The sequence below is a fragment of the Sphingobium sp. L-44 genome (assembly GCF_056859495.1).
The window spans coordinates 1-17,957 of sequence record NZ_JBSXOQ010000015.1; the positions used below are offsets into that span (position 1 = coordinate 1).

The following is a 17,957-nucleotide window of genomic DNA, read 5'->3' on the forward strand; positions in this document are numbered from 1 at the left end:
GGGCTGCATTTTCAGGCGGCCTTGGGTGTAATCTGTAGCGGCCGCAACTCAGGTCTCGCGTCAGGTCGCCGATCAATTGCGCGCCAGATGGCCCAAGCTCGGCGCCTGCATGGACGATGCCGAGCATGACGTGCTCGCCTACATGACCTTCCCCGAGCAGCAGCGGGTCAAGCTTCACAGTACCAACCCGCTGCAACGCCTGAACAAGGAACTGAAGCGGCGCGCCGATGTTGTCGGCATGTTCCCGAACGAGGACAGCATCATCCGCCTCGTTGGTGCCGTCCTGCTCGAGCAGAACCATGAATACCAGCTCCAGCACCGCTACATGGAGATCGACGGCATGGCCGCCCTTGCCACACCCATAACCGAGGAGGTTCAGCCGCTACAGATTACACCCAAGCCCGCCTGAAAATGCAGCCCGATGGCCAGCACCGAAATTACACCACATTGACGGACGTGACCCGGCCCGCGCCCCTGACGCGACACCCACGCGCCTTGCTTGCACGCGGCACGCGCCGGTCGATTGGCGCGGGCGCATTCGGTCGCATCACCAAGTGTAGAGCAGGGAGAGGGGGCGTAGGAAAGGGGATGTCGGGGCGGGGCCAGCATGGCGCTGCTCGGATAGCGCTCGGTCCGCTTCCGGGCGGAAAGCTGCCTGGCGCGAAGCGAGCAGGAGCGCTCATTCCTTCTCCCGTTGGCGGGAGAAGGATACGAAGCCTTGCCGGTAAAGCCGGTTAGGCGAAGTTGGATGAGGGCGGCTTGTTTCAGAAGACCCTCACCCTCCCGCGCCTTCGGCGCGGGCCCCTCCCTCTCCCGTGAACGGGAGAGGGTAGGCTGACAGTCCGCCCCCTCCCCAACATGACCAAGATTTCATGATCGCGCGGATTGATCCGGCGCGGCGCCGGGTCTAGCGGCTGCCCTGTTCCAACCGGAATATTCCGCCCATCCTTTCGAGGAAATCATGTCCGACAACGACCATAGTCGAAAGACCGCGCGTTCGGGCATGGGGGCGAACTGACAGGTTCGGATCACCCGCCCGCCCCGAAGGCGCGGTCGCACGAGGTGATCCATGAATGCAGCCATCCGTTTTCTCGTCGGCTCCCTGCGTCGCGGGCCCCAGGCCCCTGATCTCAACCGCCTGTTCGATGACGGCCAGACCTATGGCGAGCGACTGGCCGACCGCGTCGCGGCGATCGGCGGTTCCTGGCGCTTCATCATCGGCTTCAGCCTGTTCCTGGTCGCCTGGGCGCTGCTGAACACGCTGGTGCTGGCGCGACACGCCTTCGATCCCTTTCCCTTCATCTTTTTGAACCTGATGCTGTCGATGCTGGCCGCGCTGCAGGCGCCGATCATCATGATGAGCCAGAACCGCCAGGCGGCCAAGGACCGGCTGGAGGCGCGGCTCGACTATGAAACCAATTTGCGATCGGAAGCGCAGATTGCCAGCCTGCACGACAAGATCGACCTGCTGCTGGCGATGGCGGGGGAGAGGGAGGATGCGGCAGGAGCGGCCGACTGATCTTCCGGCATTTCCGGGTCTTGTTTGACATTGTGGGTCATGGTCCCGCAATGTGGCCGCATGTCCAATGGGGCGACATGGGGAGGGTCAGGTCGTGCAGAACAGGCTCATCATCGATCGGCGAACATGGATGGCGGGGCTTCTGGGGCTGGCCGGGCAGGCATCACTGACCGGGCCGGCTCACGCCCTGACCGCGCGGGTCCGCAGCCGGGTGATCATCGACAATGATTTTTCCGGCGATCCCGATGGCCTGTTCCAACTGGCGCATCATCTGTTGTCGCCTTCGGTGCAGATCCCGCTGGTCATCGGATCGCATATCCATCCCAGGGATTTCCTCGACGGGTCGGACCGGCAAGCCGACAACGCCGTGCAATGCGTCCGCGACATGATGGATTGCATGCGGCTGCCGCATCGACCGCCGGTGCTGGCGGGGCGCAACGCCGCGCCGGCGCCCGGCACGCCGCCATCGGCGACCCCTGCGGTGGCGGCGATCATCGCCGAGGCGGAGCGGGGCGACAGCGCATTGCCACTCTTCTATGCTGCGGGAGCGGGGCTTACTGACCTGGCCGAGGCGGTGCGGCTGCGGCCCGAAATTGCGCGGCGGATCATCCTGATCTGGATCGGCGGGCCGGAACATGGCCCCGAGCAGGGCAATATCGACCCGACTGTCCATGTGCGGCGCAGCAAGGAATATAATCTGACCATAGATCTGGCCGCTGCGCAGACATTGTTCAACGATTCGCCGATCGAGATCTGGCAGGTGCCGCGCAACGTCTATCGCATGCTGATGGTGAGCCATGCGGAACTCGACCGGGAACTGGCGGGGGCAGGGCGGCTGGGCCGCTATCTGCTGGATCAGCTGGAGCGGGCGATCAGGCGGATCGATGCGCCGCTGGGCGAAACCTATATATTGGGGGACAGTCCGCTGGTCACGCTGACCGCGCTGCAATCCTCCTTCGATCCCGATGCGGCGTCGAGCGATTATCTGATCCGGCCGACCCCGCGGATCAGCGACCAGGCGAGCTATGTCGCCCATCCGGCCGGACGGCCGATGCGCGTCTTCACCCGGATCGATAGCCGGCTGACCTTTGCGGACATGTTTGCCAAGATCCGGGCAGGCAGCGCCTGACCCGTGGGTGCGACTCCTCCGCCGAAGCGGCGAAGATCATGCATTTTTGGCGATGTTCGGAGAAATTTGGTCGGGACGAGAGGATTCGAACCTCCGACCCCCACACCCCCAGTGTGATGCGCTACCAGGCTGCGCTACGTCCCGACCGGAGGGGGCCCAATAGAGGGATGAAATGGAAGTTGCAAGGGGGACGATGCAGGCTTTTTGCGCAGCATGGTGCCGGGCGTGCAGATGGCCGGCTTTCCCGTCGGTTGCCGGATGCTTTCAAAGCCCCGCATTCCGGGCGCGAAAGGCCAAGCATGTTGCCTTGCCCCGGCCATCTGTGTTAGCCGCCCGCGCTTGATCCCATGCCCGCATCCTGCGGGTTGGGGAGACCGAAAAACAAGGCGAAAGTCCCACCATGTTCATTACTCCAGCCTTTGCCCAGACCGCGGGCGGGCAAGCCTCCGGCGCCGGCGTCCTGGTGCAGATGGCACCGCTGGTCCTCATCTTCGTCGTCTTCTATTTCCTGCTGATCCGTCCGCAGCAGAAGAAGATGAAGGAGCATAAGGGCAAGATCGAGGCCGTGAAGAAGGGCGACCAGGTCGTGACCGGCGGTGGCCTGGTCGGTAAGGTCGCGCGCGTCGACGACATCTATGTCGATATCGAACTGGCCCCGGGCATGAAGGTCAAGGCGGTCAAGTCGACCCTGGCCGACGTGATCGACCCGACCACCGCCAAGCCCGCGAACGACTGATCCAACCATGCTGAACTTCTCGCGCTGGGCCATCGCCGGCATCCTGTTGCCGCTGATCATCGGCATCTTCTGCGCCGTCCCGAGCTTCCTGCCCGATTCGACGGTGGCGAAGCTGCCCCCCTTCATGCAGACGCGGGTCAATCTGGGCCTCGACCTTGCCGGCGGCAGCCATCTGCTGCTGGAAGCGTCGACCCAGGATGTGGCCAAGCAGCGGCTCGCCAATATGGAGGAGCAGGTCCGCACGGAGCTGCGCCGGGGCGAGACGAAGATCGCGATCGGCGATATTTCCAGCCGTGACGGGAAGCTCAGCTTCATGGTCCGCAACCCCAGCGAAGTGGATGCCGCCGTCGAGCGCATCCGCCCGCTGACCCAGGGTGCGGGCCTGACCGGCCAGCGCGACTTCAATGTCGAGGTGGTCAACAGCTCCACCATCGTCATCACGCCGACCCAGGCGGGAATCGACAATGCGGTCAAGAGCGCGATGCAGGTCGCGACCGAAGTCATCCGCAAGCGCATCGACGAAATGGGCACGCGCGAGCCGACCATCCAGCAGCAGGGCGCCAACCGCATCGTCGTGCAGGTGCCGGGCCTGCAGGATCCCAAGGCGCTGAAGGCGCTGCTGGGCCAGACCGCGAAGCTGGAATTCAAGCTGGTCGACATGAGCGCCAATCCGAGCGAGGTGGCCCAGGGCCGCGCGCCGGTGGGCAGCGAAGTCCTGCCCTATCCGACCAATCCGGCCGGGCCGCCGATGATCGCGGTCCACCGCCAGGTGATGGTGTCGGGCGAGGAACTGACCGACGCGCAGCAGACCTATGACCAGCAGACCAACGAACCCAATGTCACCATCCGCTTCAACGGATCGGGCGGCAACAAGTTCGCCAAGGTGACGTCGCAGAATGTCAACCGCCCCTTCGCCATCATCCTGGATGGCAAGGTGCTGTCGGCGCCGAACATCAACGAGCCGATCCTGGGCGGGTCGGCGACGATTTCGGGCAGCTTCACCGTCGAGGGCGCCAACCAGCTGGCGATCGCGCTGCGGTCGGGCAAGCTGCCGGTCAACTTCGTCGTGGTCGAGGAACGCACCGTCGGTCCGGGCCTGGGCGCCGATTCGATCCGCGCCGGCCTGGTCGCGTCGATCGTCGCGGTCGTCGCCGTCGCCGCCTTCATGTTCGTGAGCTATGGCCGGTTCGGCATGTATGCGAACCTGGCCGTGGCCATCAACGTGCTGGTGATCCTGGGCGTGATGGGCATATTGGGCGCGACGCTGACCTTGCCGGGCATTGCCGGCTTCGTGCTGACCATCGGCACCGCGGTCGACGCGAACGTGCTGATCTATGAGCGTATCCGCGAAGAGCGGCGGCGCGGGCGTGGGGTCGTGCAGGCGATCGAGTTCGGCTACAAGGAAGCCAGCCGCACCATCTTCGAAGCGAACGTGACCCATGCGATCGCCGGTGGCATCATGCTCGCGCTGGGCTCCGGCCCGGTCAAGGGCTTCGCCATCGTGCTGCTGATCGGTATCGCGACCAGCGTGTTCACCGCCGTGACCTTCACGCGCGTTCTCGTCTCGGGCTGGGTGCGTCGCACTCGTCCCACGGACATCCACATTTAAGAGGGGCGGGAGGAACAACCCATGAAACTTCTCAAGCTCGTCCCCGACAACACCAATATCGGCTTCGTCAAGCTGCGCCACTGGGCCTTTGGCCTGACGCTGCTGCTGACCGTGCTGGCGGTCGGCGCGACCTTCTACAAGGGCCTGAACCTGGGCGTCGACTTTGTCGGCGGCCTGATGATCGAGGCGAAGTTCCCGCAGGCGGTCGAGACCGACAAGGTCCGCGACACGATCGCGGGGCTGCGCGTGGGCGAAAGCTCGCTGCAGCAGTTCGGCGATCCCAAGACGGTGCAGATCCGCCTGCCGCTGCCCGAACAGGGCGGCGCCGGCGCGGCCAACGCCGTGGTCGAAAAGACCCGCAAGGCGATGGAGGCCCAGTTCCCCGGCGTCACCTTCTCGCGCTATGACACGGTGTCGGGCAAGGTGTCGGGCGAACTGATCCAGAATGGCGTGCTGGCGGTCGTGCTGGCGATCATCGGCATCGCGATCTTCTCCTGGTTCCGCTATGAATGGCAGTTCGGCGTGTCGACCTTCGTCGCGATCGTCCACGACGTGCTGATGACGCTGGGCTTCTTCGCGGTCACCCAGCTGGAGTTCGACCTCAACATCATCGCCGCCGTGCTGACCATCGTGGGCTATTCGATCAACGACAAGATGGTGATCGACGACCGTATCCGCGAGAATATGCGCAAGTACCGCAAGATGGACATGAAGTCGCTGATCGACCTGTCGGTCAACGAGACGCTGCCGCGCACGGTCATGACCTCGGTCACCATCCTGCTGGCGTTGGGCGCGCTGCTGCTGCTGGGCGGCCATGTGCTGCGCGGCTTCACCGCGGCCATGATGCTGGGCATCATCGTCGGCACCTATTCGTCGGTCTATGTCTCCTCCTCGCTGCTGATCACGCTGGGCCTGAGCCCGCAGACGTCCGAGAAGAAGGCCAAGAAGGGCGGCATCGCCGCCCAGGCCGAGCGCATGGGCCCGCGTGACGGAGCCCAGCCCTGAGCGACCGTCACACCGGAATCGAACTGCGCCGCGACGATAGCGGCCAGGGTCCGATCGTCACCGGCTTTCAGGGCCGGGGCTTCCGGGTGAAGGACGATGTCTTCCCGGATGGGCTGTTGCTCAGCCCCGTCCGGGCGCTGGCCTGGATGCAGGCGCCGGCGGTGTCGGCGATAAGCGTCGCGGCGCTGGGCGACCTGTTCGACCATCTGGAGCTGAAGCCCGAATTCCTGCTGCTGGGCACGGGCAGCGGGTTGCAACAGCCGCCCCGCGCCTTCGTGCGGGAACTGGAAGCGCGCGGTATCGGCGTCGAGGCGATGGACAGCCGCGCCGCCGCCCGTGCCTGGGGCGTGCTGCGCGCCGAGGAACGCTGGATCGTGGGCGCGCTGCTGCCGCTCTGATCAGCCGGGCTGGAGCCGGGGATAACGGGTCAGCCACCGTTTGGCGCGGACCCGTTCATCGAAGATCGTCCGCCTTGCGCCGAGAAAGGCCGGGCCGGGCACCAGCCGCAAGCCGAACAGATCATCGAGGCCGAAGGGGGCGTTGATCTCCAGCCGCTCGCCGGCTGTCAGACGGACGCCGATGGCGGTCGCCGTCTCGGTCCAGTGGCGCATCGCATCGGCGGCATCGGCATAGGGTGCGTCCCGATTGCGCAGGTGCATCCGTGCCTGATTCTTGACAGACCAGTCGACGTCCGGGCGCAGCGCGGCCAGTTGCCGCTCGATCTGCCGGTCGAGCGCAGGGTCGGTCCGGATGGGATCGAACCAGATGATGTCGATATCGCCGACGGGGATCGACGGGGCGTGGCCGTGGAGATGGTCCCAGACCGCATCGCGCACGAAGCCGGCGGCGACCCAGCCATCGGGCAGGTCGAGCGTGCGGAGCAGATGCAGGATCGCCATGCGCCAGAGATCGGCGTTCAGCAGATCGTGCAACCGGGCTTCCATCGCTGTCACGACTTCATCGACCAGGCGGTCAGTTCCTCCAGGTCGAGGTCACGTTCCAGTTCCTGCAGCACATGTTCGTCAATGTCGCCGGCGCGGTGCAGGCGCAGCAGTTCGGCGCGGCCAGCGGCAATCGCCTCCAGCACCAGGTCGAAATGGGCGTGGAGCCGGTCGGCGAACTGTTCTTCCTGCCCGGCATAATTTTTCGAAATGACGGCGCGGCGCTGATAGCGTTCGAGCAGTTGCGGGTGGATGAGTTCGCCTGCAGCATCATAGGCGAGCTGTTCGACGCGCACGGCCTGGACCCTGGCGATGGCGGCTTCGGCATCGCTCATGCTGAGGCGGGGGCGATCATGAATCGGATCGGAGAGGCCCGCCCAGCGGATCAGCAGGCCAAGCGTCGTGCCCTGGATCAGGACGGTGCCGAGGATCACGCCAAAGGCGGCGACCAGCAGGAAGTCGCGCCCCGGAAAGCCTTCCGGCACGGAGAGCGCGACCGCCAGCGTCACCACGCCGCGCATCCCCGCCCAGCCGAGCACGGTGGCGCCGCGCGGGCCGACCGGGCTGTAACGGCGCAGGCCCATTGCGCGCAGCAGCAGGATGATGGCGTCCGAGCCGAACACCCAGACGAAGCGGGCGGCGGTGAGGGCGAGCAGGATGAGCAGCACGGGCACCGCCATATTGTCGAGCACGACGGCAAAGCCGCCGACCCGGTCGACCACCCCGCGCAGCGACGAGCCGATCAGCATGAACACGGTCGCTTCCATGAGGAAGATCATCACCGCCCAGAAGGCGGTGCCGCGCATCCGTACCGATGCGGACCAGACGATATGCTGATACCAGCCGCAGATGAGGCCGGCGGCCACGGTGGCGATGACGCCGGAGACATGGAAGGCTTCGCCCAGCAGATAGGCCGACCAGGGCACCAGCATGGAGGAGGCGATCATCAGATAATCGTCGCCCAGCCGCCGGACCAGCAGCACCCAGATGGCGCCGATCGCGCCGCCGACGATCAGGCCGCCGACGGCGAGCAGGATGAAGCTTTCGAGGCCGGCGACCGCGCTGAAGCTGCCGGTTGCGACGGCGGCGATGGCGAAGCGGAAGAGGACCAGGCCGCTGGCGTCGTTGAACAGGCTTTCGCCCTCCAGCAGCACCGACAGGCGGCGGGGGAGATGGACGCGTTGCAGCACGGCGCGGGCGGCAATGGCGTCGGGCGGCGAGACGATGGCGCCCAGCGCGGCGCAGGCGGCCCAGGGCAGGGACGGCATCAGGGCATGGGCGACCGCGGCGACCACGAGCGTGGTGAAGATCACCGCGCCGATCGCCAGTGACATGATGCCGATCAGGTGGCGGCGCAGATGGCCCAGCGCAATGAACCAGGCGCCGTCCATCAACAGCGGTGGCAGGAAGATGACCAGGACCAGTTCGGGGTCAAGCGAGATGACCGGCAGGCCGGGTACGAAGGCGAGCAAGGTGCCGCCGGTCAGCAAGGCGACCGCTGGCGGCAGGCCCAGCCGATGCGCGGCATAATGAAGCGCGATGATTGCCAGCAGCATGGCCACCAGCAGTTCGAACAATTCCACCGGATGCATCGGCCTGGCCCCTGTCTGTCGATCACCCTACCCTAATAGGGTCGCCGATCCTGTCCAGCGGTCCGCCCGATCATCGCACCGGACAGGCGGCGAGGGCGGTGGCGATGGCATCATAAAAGGGTTTGGGCCGCAGGGCATCGTCGAAGGGGTTGCCGCGCATGGGCAGGCCGTCGGGCCGGCGGCTCCGGGTCGGATAGCTGTCGCGATTGAGATTGGAATAGCGATCGCTGAGGCCCCAGCAGATGATCTGGGAGACATTGCGATGGCTGAGCGTGATGTCGAGATAGCCCTTCACGAAGGCGGCGATTTCGGCATCGCGTCTGGCCGGCTCCTGGTCGCTCAGATGGCGGTCGGCGCAATCCAGTTCGGTGATCAGCACCGTCATGCCCATGGCGTCCAGTTCGGCAAGGAAGCGATTCCAGGCCCGTTCGTCGCGGCCGCGGCCGAGCGTGTTGCCCAGATGGCTCTGGTTGCCGATGGCATCGACCGGCACGCCGCGCTTGAGCGCCTGTTCCAGCACGCGCAGCACGGCGTCGCGATGATCGGGATTCTGCTCCCAGCTCATATTGCCATTATAGACGCGCTGCGCATGGGGGGGCATATTGCGCCATCAGTTGAAAGGCGAGGTCGAAGAAGCCCATGCCGAGGATGCGGGTGTAGATCGAGTTCTTCAATTGTCCGCTCTGGACGACGAACGCCTCGTTCACGCAGTCCCATGATTCGATCTGGGGGAAGGTGGTGGCAAGATAGCGGGCATGGTCGTTCATCAGGGCGATGAGCGGGGCGCCACCCTTCTGTGCCAGCGCTGCCTCATTGGCGATCAGCCAGCCGGGCACCCGATCATCCTGGTTCCAGACGAATGTATGGCCCCGCGGCGACATGCGGTGGCGGCTGGCGAAGCGCAGGACGCGCAGCGCCTTTGCCGGGTTGCGCTGACCCTCCTTGGCTTCGAGATATTTCCATTTGAAATTATTCTCGGCGGTCAGCACGGAACATTCCCGGACGATCAACTGGGCAAAGGCCGGATCGTCCAGATGGGTGGGCGATACGGCGGTGCCAAAGCGCAGGCCCCGGCTGCGGGCGATGGCGTCGAGTCCGGAAGGCGGCGCGACGGCCAGGCCGGGCGCGCAGGACAGGGCCGGGATGGCGCCCGCCGTCAGCGACAGCATGTGCCGGCGGGACAGGGGCGGGCCATGGTCTTTCATGCTGCATTTGTCCGAGCGGAGAGGCCCGGAGGCAATCCGTAATTGGCCCGAGGGGGCTGCCCGCAAAAAAAAAAGGGCCGCCCCATGCGGGACGGCCCAATGCTTCTGTTGCCGGGGAGCTGCTGTCAGAAGTGGAATTTGAGCGCGGCGCGATAGCTCTGATAGCTGAGGTTGCCGCGCCAGGCGGTGGTGTCGGCCGACAGGCTGATGTCGACATTGCCCGTGCTGAGGGTCAGGCCGCCGCCCACTTCGCCCCAATTCTTGTCCGACCCACCCAGCGCGAAGGGCGCGAGCGATCCGGTGCCGCCGACGAAATTGGCCAGGAAATAGGCCGGCTGGTCGCGGAACTCATGGACATAATTGGCGGTCAGATAGGGCTTGAACCCGCCGACATCGATCTTCGCCGTGGCCCCCAGGCGCCCCTGCGCGCTCTGGATCGCATGGCGATGGATCACCAGCGCGGTGTCGCCGCCATATTCAGCGAGGTTGCCGCCGCTGATATAGGCGCCGCGCAGCGAGGCGCGCGGCGTGATGGTGAAGGCGTCGCCACCCAGCGGCGCGCCGATGCCGATCTCACCCGACAGGGCCAGTTGCTGGTCGCTGCCGCGCAGTGTGTAGGGGGTGGTGCCCACCGCAAAGGCGCGCTTGGTCTTGCTGGTGAGGGTGCCGGCGCTGCCGACGCCATCCAGAACCACGCCGCCCAGATCCCAATTGCCATAGACGGTGGCCTGGTAAAGGCGGGCACGGGCGGTGTCGCCGATGCCGGTATTGCCCTTCAGTTCGCTGAAGGAGGCGGCCAGGCCGATCACGGCATCGTCGCCGATCATCTTTTCGATGCCGGCCGCACCATACCAGCCGTCGAACTTGTCGCGGCCGGTGGTGATGGCGCCCCGCATCGGATCGCTCTTGCCGTCGATATAGCCGCCGGCGATGAAGGCGCTGACGTCATCGGGCAAGGCATTTTCCTGGGTGACGGTTTCGTTGCCGCCGCCCTGATCCATGCCCAGGTTGAGATTGTTCATGCTGAGCGCGGCGAGCTGGAGCGGCTGACCGGTCATGGTCAGCGTGCCGCCCATGCTGCCGCCGCTGACGCGTGCCAGGCGGTCGCGATAGAAGCGGGCCATATTGTCGTTCAGCACCTCGGACATGGAGGTGCGGAGCGCTTCGGTGCGCGGCGCCATGGCTTCGAGCGACGCCTGGATCGCGGCGATGCTCAGCAGGTCGGCCTCACCATAAAGGGTGGCATAATTGCCGTAGAGGGCACGGTTCTGATCGAGCAGGCGCGCAAAGCTGGTCTGCACCTGCGAGCCGCCATTGACGACGCCGGCATAGGTGCCGGCATCGATCGTGACGCTGACACTGTTGGCGCCATAGGTCAGCACGGGCTTCAGGATGGCGCTGATGTTGGTCGGTGTGTCGAACGTGCCTTCGACGCCGCCTTCTGCGGTCAGGAAAGTGTAGCGGCTGCCATAGCGCAGCTTGGCGCCGGTCGCCGCGCCGAAGACGACCTTGCCATCGACCGCCGCGACGCCTTCGACATCATCGGTGGCCTTGACCGCGAGCAGGTCGGAACCGCTGCTGCCAAGGTCGACATGCAGTGTGCTGCCCGAGGAGAGGATGGCATTACCCTCGACCGTGAGCGTGCCGACCGTGCCGATGCCGCCAGGCGCGACCACGCCCATGATGTTGGTGAAATAGGGGGTGCGCAGCGTGCCCTTGCCCGAGAGCAGGCCCGAGAGCAGCAGATAGTCGCCCGGTGTTTCGACCGCGCCATCGACATTCACCACGCCGGCGAGATGGTTGATGTCCATCAGGCTGGTGAGCGATCCGGCGCTGGTCACGTCGAGCGTCGAGCCGGTGCCCGAGACGGTGAAGCGATCGACGGTGGCGTCGATGTCGAGCGTGGTCTTGCCGGCGGCGCTGAGCGTGACGTCATAATAGCGACCGACGACGCCCTGCGCGGCGACCGGGTCGATATTGTTCGGCACGAAATTGGTGGCGCCGGGCAGACCGTTGGCCAGGGTCGCGGCGGGCAGGACGGCATCGCCCTCCGCCTGGGCCTCCACGATGGCCTCGTCCGCCAGGCTGGCGGCACCATCGGACGGGCTGCGCTCGGCGATCTCGACCTTGCCCTTGTTGTCGGCGACGGTCTTGCTGCCGCTGGTGGTGGTCGCGTCGGTCGCCTCGACCGGCTCGCCATTGATCAGCAGCGTGTCGGTGCCGACGTCGTAACAGGCGTCGTCCGATCCATCATTGGGCTGGTAGCAGACCTGGCCGAACTTCTGCGCATCATCCTCGCCAAAGGCGCCGGCGCCGGGCGTGGTCGGCACGCCGTTCACCAGCGATCCGTTGCTGTCGATGATCATGTAATTGGGATCGAGCGCTGTCACCCAGTGGCTGGCGTCGCTCCATTTGCCGTCGCCAGCCTTGGCCGTGGCATAGCGATAGGGATTATTCTGCGCGATCCAGTCCCAGAAGAGATAGAGCGGTTGATAGAAGGCGGAGCCGCCATAAGAGCTTTGCGGCTGTTCCAGGAAGTAGCGGCTGCCGCCCGACAGGACGCCCAGCACCACCTTCTGGTCGAAGGTCTGGTCGAGGATCAGCGGGCCGCCGGAATCGCCGCCGGCGGTATTGCCTTCATTGGGAAGCGCATCGTCCTTGAAGACATTGAAGTCGAATTCGTTGGTCCGGGTCGGATCGTCGAAGTCGGTCTGGTAGAGATTCTGGGTGTAGCCACCACCTTCGCCGAACAGGAAGATGTCGATATCGTCGAGCGAGCCGAGCATGCCGAGGAAATTCTCGGCCACCTTGCGGCGATAATCGATGCCATAGCTGTTGCCGGTGGTGCCGCTGCCGCTGCGGCCATAGCCGGTGATCGTTACATGATAGCCGGTGCCGGTCGTGTCGCTGATGCTTTCCGGCGCGGGCAGGGCGGAAAAGAGCATCGCCCAGGTCGGCACGTCGCTGGCCGGCGTGTCGAGCGTGGCCATCGCCGTGTCGCCATAGAGGAAGCTGAGCGCCGGCGGATCGAGCGAGTCCGGATTATAGGCGATATTGTTGACGTTGTAGACGCTGAGCGCGGTGTTGGTGCGATAGCCGTTGTTGATCCAGTTGACGAGGCCGGGGCGGGCGTTGCTCTGGAAGGCGAAGGCGACCGGAATGCCGTCATTCACCGTGCTGTAGGTGCTGGGGTCATAGTCATTGACGCAGTGGGCGGCGAAAATGACGGTGCGCGGATTGATCAGCGTGCCGGTGCAGACATAGCCGTCGGCGCGATACATGATGCCGACGCCGTTCACATCGGTGCCATCGACGATGTCGGCCGGCGTATTATTGTCGTTCGGCACGACGGCATGAGCCGCCGGTGCGATGCTCAGAGCGGACAGAGCGGCCGATGCCAAAAGGGCAGAACGACCGGCGCGTGCCAACAGGCCCGCGCCATTCTTACGAATGCGCATGATGTTAACTCCCCAAAGACCGTTGGCGAGGCTATGCAGCTATCAGGCGCAAGACAATTGCCCAAAAATGAAAGTTTCTGTCATGTATCCAAAAAGACACAATGTTATCTTTGCGTTATGAATATCCAGTGTTGATTGACTGATCCGGCGGTCATGCCGTTTTCTATGTTAACGGTATCGATTATGTAATTTATGCAAATGTAATGGGTTGAAGAAATGCCGGGGATTTTCGGCTTGTTTCCCGCCCACTTGCGGAAGCGGGCGGTTCCGCTTAAGCATGAAGGCAAGTTCCGATCGGATTTGCGCGGTCGGCGATTGATGAAGTGAGATACGGCCTTGGTGCAGCATAGCCGCCCATCGCCGCAGAGTTCCGGCCCGGTTGGCCGCGTTTCGGGCAAGTCCGCCCGTTCCGGTTCGGGTAATGGGAGCAAGGCTGCGGCCATTATGCCCCCGTCGAAGCAACGGGGCCTTTATCCCTACACGGCGCGTGACCGCCGATCCTATGCGGCAATCGATCTGGGTACCAATAATTGTCGTCTGCTGATCGCCAAGCCGTCAGCGGACGGGTTCATCGTGGTCGATGCCTTTTCCCGGATCGTGCGTCTGGGCGAGGGGCTGGCGGCTACCGGTCGGATCAGCGATGCGGCGATCGACCGGGCCATCGCCGCGCTGTCGGTCTGTGCCGACAAGCTGCGCCGCCGCCATGTGACGCTGGCGCGGTCGGTTGCGACCGAGGCCTGTCGGCGGGCGAGCAATGGCGCCGAATTCATCCAGCGCGTCTATCGCGAGACCGGGATCGCGCTCGACATCATCAGCGCACAGGAAGAGGCGCGGCTGGCGGTGCTGGGGTGCCATGCGCTGCTGGAAGAGGGCAATGGCCCGGCGCTGATCTTCGACATTGGCGGTGGATCGACCGAATTGGTGCTGGTCGATTCCCATTGCGACGGCGCGCCGCGCATCGTCGATTGGGTGAGCGCGCCCTGGGGCGTGGTGTCGCTGACCGAGAGCGAATTGTTCGACCATGCCAATCCGGCCGAGCGGCTGGCCGCCTATGGCCGGATGCGCGCGCGCGTGGCCGAGGCGTTCGCGCCGCTTGCCCGGCGCCTGCCGCAGGGCGAAGCCGGCATCAGGCTGCTGGGCACGTCGGGCACGGTGACGACTTTGGCCAGCCTGCACCTTGACCTGCCGCGCTATGACAGGCAGGCGATCGACGGGCTGATCGTGCCGAGCAGTTCGATGCGCGCGATTTCCGAACGGCTGTCGACCATGGCGCTGGCGGATCGGCAACGATTGCCCTGCATCGGCACGGAGCGCGCCGACCTGGTGGTCGCGGGCTGTGCCATTTTGGAATCGATCCTCGACATCTGGCCGGCCGAGCGACTGGGCGTCGCCGACCGCGGCATTCGCGAGGGCATATTGCGCGGCCTGATGGACCGCCATGGAGCAACGACGTGAGGGGTTCTGGCGCAGGCAAGGTGCGGGTGAAATCCGCCAAGGGGCGCACCGCGCAGTCGGTGCGCTGGCTCGAGCGGCACCTCAACGACCCCTATGTCCACAAGGCCAAGCAGGAAGGCTGGCGCAGCCGCGCCGCCTTCAAGCTGATCGAGCTGGACGAGAAATTCCATTTCGTGAAGGGATCGCGCGCGGTCGTCGACCTGGGCGTGGCACCGGGCGGCTGGGCACAGGTGATCCGCAAGATGGCGCCCAAGGCGGCGGTGGTCGGCATCGACCTGCTGCCGGTCGATCCGATTCCGGGTGTCACCCTGTTCGAAATGGACTTCATGGACGACAAGGCGCCGGACCTGCTGCGCGAGGCGCTGGGGCAGGAGCCGGACCTGGTGATTTCCGACATGGCGGCCAATACGGTGGGCCATGCCCAGACCGACCATCTGCGCACCATGGGGCTGGTCGAGGCGGCGGCGGATTTCGCCGTGCAGAATCTGCGCAAGGGCGGCACCTTCGTCGCCAAGGTCTTTGCCGGTGGCACCGATGCGGAGCTGCTGGCGGTGCTCAAGAAGCATTTCACCACGATCAAGCATGCCAAGCCGCCCGCGAGCCGCAAGGGCAGCGTCGAATGGTATGTCGTGGCGCAGGGATTCAAGGGACGGCCGGACGCGCAGGAATAACAGGGACAAGCGATCGGCCGCCTTCACGGGGGAAGAAGGGGGCGGGCCTTTGGTAGCGACGGTTTCGACGGTGGCCTATCTGGGCCTGGAAGCGCGCACGGTCGAGGTGCAGTGCCAGCTTGTTCCGGGATTGCCCGCCTTCATCGTCGTCGGCCTGCCCGACAAGGCGGTGGCCGAAAGTCGGGAGCGGGTGCGCAATGCGATCGCCGCGATCGGCCTGTCGCTGCCGCCCAAGCGGATCACCGTCAATCTCTCGCCCGCCGACCTGCCCAAGGAAGGATCGCATTTCGACCTGCCGATAGCGATCGCGCTGCTCGGCGCAATGGGGGTGATCGATGCCGAGACGCTGGCGGGCTATATCGTCGTCGGCGAACTGGGGCTGGACGGCCGTACCGCGCCGTCGCCCGGCGTGTTGCTAGCGGCGCTGCATGCCGGCGAACAGGATCTGGGTCTGGTCTGTCCGGCCGCACAGGGGAGCGAGGCCGCCTGGGCGGGGCAGGTGGAGGTCGTGGCGACACCCGATCTCCTCAGCCTGCTCAACCATTTCAAGGGCACGGCCGCACTGTCGCCGCCCCAGCCCGGCGCGGTCGAGCCGCCGATGCGGGCCGCTGACCTGCGCCAGGTGAAGGGGCAGGAAAGCGCCAAGCGGGCGCTGGAGATCGCGGCGGCAGGCGGCCATAATTTGTTGATGGTCGGGCCGCCTGGGGCGGGCAAGTCGCTGATGGCGAGCTGCCTGCCTGGCATATTGCCCGAACTGACGCCGACCGAGGCGCTGGAAACATCGATGGTCGCCAGTGTCGCCGGCACGCTGGAGGGCGGACGGATCAGCCGCGCCCGGCCGTTCCGCAATCCGCATCATAGCGCGTCGATGGCGGCTCTGGTCGGCGGCGGCCTGAAGGCGCGACCGGGCGAGGTCAGCATGGCGCATCTGGGTTCTCCGCGAAGATCAGATGCAGTCTCAAACTTTCTGTCACATTTACACCGCGTAGAACTTACCTGTATGATAGCCGAGAAGCAGGACCTTCTGCGGAAGGCAGGATCTGCGCGGAGCTTTCCCGTCCGCGCAGCGCTGATCCTGCCCGAGCCTGACACTCAATAGGAGGCATGGACCCGGCGCTCAGCGCCGGGCTCCCTCACCTGGGAAATTAGCCCGACGTCTCAGGTCCGCCTTGAGTTGGCCGGATCGGGACGATGTTTCCGCCCAACTTGTTGACCTGCTCCGTTAGCGCTTCGATTGTCTCGTGTGCCCGGCGTAGTGCAAGTGTCGCCCCGAACAACTGATTGACGAGTGTTTCGATCACCTGATCTGCGTTGTACCCGACATGCTCCCGCCTAGAGCGCCATGGCACCGCAGTCTTCATGTCCACCCAGGCCAACTGGATTTCCTCAGGCATCTTGTGGAATGCAGCGTAGTCAATCCGAGCGGTGTTCCAGAGTAGCTCATCAGTAAGGTCCAGTGAGGGGTCCTCGACCTTTCGAGCGCCAAGGGCTTTAATAGCTTCCGCAGCCGCAGCTTCCTTGGCCAGCCGCCACGTGATCATGGGTTCCTCACAGCGATACAGGGTGGCTCTTGACACCCCAGCTTCCAAAACAAGATTGGCATCGAGCAAATCACAATTCGGCGCGCGAAGCGGATCGCCGTCAAGGATGCGCTGCACAGCGGCGCGGACAGCTTCCGAGTTCGCACTTTTAACAGGCATGCTCTGCCCTGCTCAGTGATGAGCGGTACTTTGCTATCACCACGTCAAGTGCGGTCCGTTGGTTCTTGGATAGCTTAGGCCTTTTTCTGAGGCTTTGCGCATGCTCGAGGCTGGACTGAAACGCCGCCCGATGCTTACCCCAGAAGCAGCTGTTTGGGCACTTCTCCCAATCGCATTGGGCGAAGTAGGGCTTGTCTCGACCTTTCAAACCCGGTCGATGAAGGCAAAGTGCGGTCGCTCTATCGAAATAGCAGTCGTTCAAGAGCCCGGGGTAGATTTCACGCGTAGCGTTCTTGAGCATTCCAAGGAGACGCTTCTCGTCCACAACCTGGCCAGGGAGGTCGCCGAGCTTTGCGGCAACCGCTCTGAACTCGTCTGCGAGTTCCTTCCCTTTGGGGCCGCCCAAGGTTCCACCGTTTCTGACGTGAGCATACATCTCAACAATATCGCGCGTTTTGCCGATCTGACGTGCGACCTCAATCTCGTCGCGAAATCCCGCCTTCCAAGAGCCTGCATAGCCCTGGAAGGTAGTCTCTTGGACATGGCCAAACTGCCGTTTGCCTGCAACTACGCCAAACGGCTCAGTTGCGATGTACCAAGCAATCGTGCGCCGGAAATTGCGGCTAATCCAGTTCCATGGGCGGCCGTAGTCGTGCACCGGGATCAAATAGTTGCGGGCAATGTGCTCACGCTCTTTCTTGGTTTTCGCTCTAGCGATCGCATCACTTGCCAACAGAGTCGCGTGCTTCTCGAATGCTCGCAGCCACTGATTAATCTGGATCGTGATCGCCGCAACAGTTAGCGTCCGCGCTCGTGGTGTAATTTCCGGTGTAGATTGAGGTGATCGCATGGGGTTGGGCATGCCCAACCCCATGCGATTTCGAACTCGGTGGCCACCGGGCTCATCGGTAAGGTGGAGTTACCACACGTCACACGC

At 64.6% G+C, this 17,957-nt stretch carries 15 protein-coding genes, 1 tRNA gene and 2 pseudogenes; 10 read left to right on the forward strand and 8 right to left on the reverse strand.

The genetic code is table 11. The features are described from left to right. Window positions 1-40: 40 nt before the first annotated feature. From AC13EK_RS00470 to AC13EK_RS00480, 3 genes and pseudogenes are all read left to right on the forward strand, one after another. A pseudogene (locus AC13EK_RS00470) lies at window positions 41-409 on the forward strand (transposase); the annotation flags it as partial. A gap of 660 nt (window positions 410-1,069) precedes the next feature. Next, on the forward strand, window positions 1,070-1,519 hold the full coding sequence (locus AC13EK_RS00475; protein ID WP_069335509.1) for a DUF1003 domain-containing protein: 450 nt from the start codon (window positions 1,070-1,072) through the stop codon (window positions 1,517-1,519). A gap of 94 nt (window positions 1,520-1,613) precedes the next feature. Further along, the gene (locus tag AC13EK_RS00480; RefSeq protein WP_081331558.1) at window positions 1,614-2,648 is read left to right on the forward strand and encodes a nucleoside hydrolase; all 1,035 of its coding nucleotides are present in this window, start codon (window positions 1,614-1,616) and stop codon (window positions 2,646-2,648) included. A 67-nt stretch (window positions 2,649-2,715) separates the two neighbouring features. On the opposite strand, the gene AC13EK_RS00485 is transcribed toward AC13EK_RS00480, so the two are convergent. Then, window positions 2,716-2,792 (reverse strand) — tRNA-Pro (locus tag AC13EK_RS00485). Window positions 2,793-3,048: 256 nt separating this feature from the next. Here AC13EK_RS00485 and yajC point away from each other — a divergent pair. From yajC to AC13EK_RS00505, 4 genes are read left to right on the forward strand one after another with little or no spacing between them, the layout of a single operon-like run. Further along, window positions 3,049-3,384, forward strand: coding sequence for a preprotein translocase subunit YajC (gene yajC / locus AC13EK_RS00490; protein ID WP_069335507.1), 336 nt, complete (start codon window positions 3,049-3,051; stop codon window positions 3,382-3,384). A gap of 7 nt (window positions 3,385-3,391) precedes the next feature. Then, window positions 3,392-4,993, forward strand: a complete 1,602-nt coding sequence (secD, locus tag AC13EK_RS00495; RefSeq protein WP_004208742.1) for a protein translocase subunit SecD — start codon at window positions 3,392-3,394, stop codon at window positions 4,991-4,993. A 21-nt stretch (window positions 4,994-5,014) separates the two neighbouring features. Then, window positions 5,015-5,998 carry a protein translocase subunit SecF gene (secF, locus tag AC13EK_RS00500; protein WP_004208741.1) on the forward strand — a complete coding sequence of 328 codons (984 nt, stop codon included), beginning with the start codon at window positions 5,015-5,017 and terminating at the stop codon, window positions 5,996-5,998. Window positions 5,999-6,051: 53 nt separating this feature from the next. Further along, the gene (locus AC13EK_RS00505) at window positions 6,052-6,396 is read left to right on the forward strand and encodes an MTH938/NDUFAF3 family protein (RefSeq protein ID WP_081331557.1); all 345 of its coding nucleotides are present in this window, start codon (window positions 6,052-6,054) and stop codon (window positions 6,394-6,396) included. On the opposite strand, the gene AC13EK_RS00510 is transcribed toward AC13EK_RS00505, so the two are convergent. The 5 genes from AC13EK_RS00510 to AC13EK_RS00530 all read right to left on the reverse strand — a co-directional run bounded on the left by AC13EK_RS00510 (window position 6,397) and on the right by AC13EK_RS00530 (window position 13,194). Beyond that, on the reverse strand, window positions 6,397-6,942 hold the full coding sequence (locus AC13EK_RS00510; RefSeq protein ID WP_069335505.1) for a nucleotidyltransferase family protein: 546 nt from the start codon (window positions 6,940-6,942) through the stop codon (window positions 6,397-6,399). It lies immediately after the preceding gene. A gap of 5 nt (window positions 6,943-6,947) precedes the next feature. Next, window positions 6,948-8,531 carry a Na+/H+ antiporter gene (locus AC13EK_RS00515; RefSeq protein ID WP_069335504.1) on the reverse strand — a complete coding sequence of 528 codons (1,584 nt, stop codon included), beginning with the start codon at window positions 8,529-8,531 and terminating at the stop codon, window positions 6,948-6,950. 70 nt (window positions 8,532-8,601) lie between these two features. Further along, window positions 8,602-9,132, reverse strand: a complete 531-nt coding sequence (locus AC13EK_RS00520) for an endo-1,4-beta-xylanase (protein WP_268801819.1) — start codon at window positions 9,130-9,132, stop codon at window positions 8,602-8,604. Continuing rightward, complete coding sequence (locus tag AC13EK_RS00525; RefSeq protein ID WP_268801818.1) at window positions 9,104-9,736, reverse strand: endo-1,4-beta-xylanase; 633 nt, start codon at window positions 9,734-9,736, stop codon at window positions 9,104-9,106. Before AC13EK_RS00525 ends, AC13EK_RS00520 begins: the two co-directional genes overlap by 29 nt. A gap of 125 nt (window positions 9,737-9,861) precedes the next feature. Then, a complete protein-coding gene (locus tag AC13EK_RS00530) occupies window positions 9,862-13,194 on the reverse strand; it encodes an autotransporter domain-containing protein (RefSeq protein WP_069335503.1) in 3,333 nt (1,110 codons plus the stop codon). A 336-nt stretch (window positions 13,195-13,530) separates the two neighbouring features. Between AC13EK_RS00530 and AC13EK_RS00535 the strand changes: the two genes are divergently transcribed. The 3 genes and pseudogenes from AC13EK_RS00535 to AC13EK_RS00545 form a co-directional block, all read left to right on the forward strand. Continuing rightward, a complete protein-coding gene (locus AC13EK_RS00535) occupies window positions 13,531-14,649 on the forward strand; it encodes a Ppx/GppA phosphatase family protein (protein ID WP_069335502.1) in 1,119 nt (372 codons plus the stop codon). Then, window positions 14,646-15,320 (forward strand): RlmE family RNA methyltransferase, encoded by a 675-nt coding sequence (locus AC13EK_RS00540; protein WP_004208734.1) that lies wholly within the window; start codon window positions 14,646-14,648, stop codon window positions 15,318-15,320. Before AC13EK_RS00535 ends, AC13EK_RS00540 begins: the two co-directional genes overlap by 4 nt. Window positions 15,321-15,369: 49 nt before the next feature. Next, window positions 15,370-16,257 (forward strand): annotated as a pseudogene (locus AC13EK_RS00545) (YifB family Mg chelatase-like AAA ATPase); the annotation flags it as partial. 208 nt (window positions 16,258-16,465) lie between these two features. On the opposite strand, the gene AC13EK_RS00550 reads toward AC13EK_RS00545, so the two are convergent. Both AC13EK_RS00550 and AC13EK_RS00555 read right to left on the reverse strand, forming a co-directional pair. Then, complete coding sequence (locus tag AC13EK_RS00550; RefSeq protein WP_137405283.1) at window positions 16,466-17,020, reverse strand: hypothetical protein; 555 nt, start codon at window positions 17,018-17,020, stop codon at window positions 16,466-16,468. Continuing rightward, the gene (locus AC13EK_RS00555; RefSeq protein WP_483021961.1) at window positions 17,010-17,882 is read right to left on the reverse strand and encodes a hypothetical protein; all 873 of its coding nucleotides are present in this window, start codon (window positions 17,880-17,882) and stop codon (window positions 17,010-17,012) included. Before AC13EK_RS00555 ends, AC13EK_RS00550 begins: the two co-directional genes overlap by 11 nt. Window positions 17,883-17,957 lie beyond the last annotated feature (75 nt).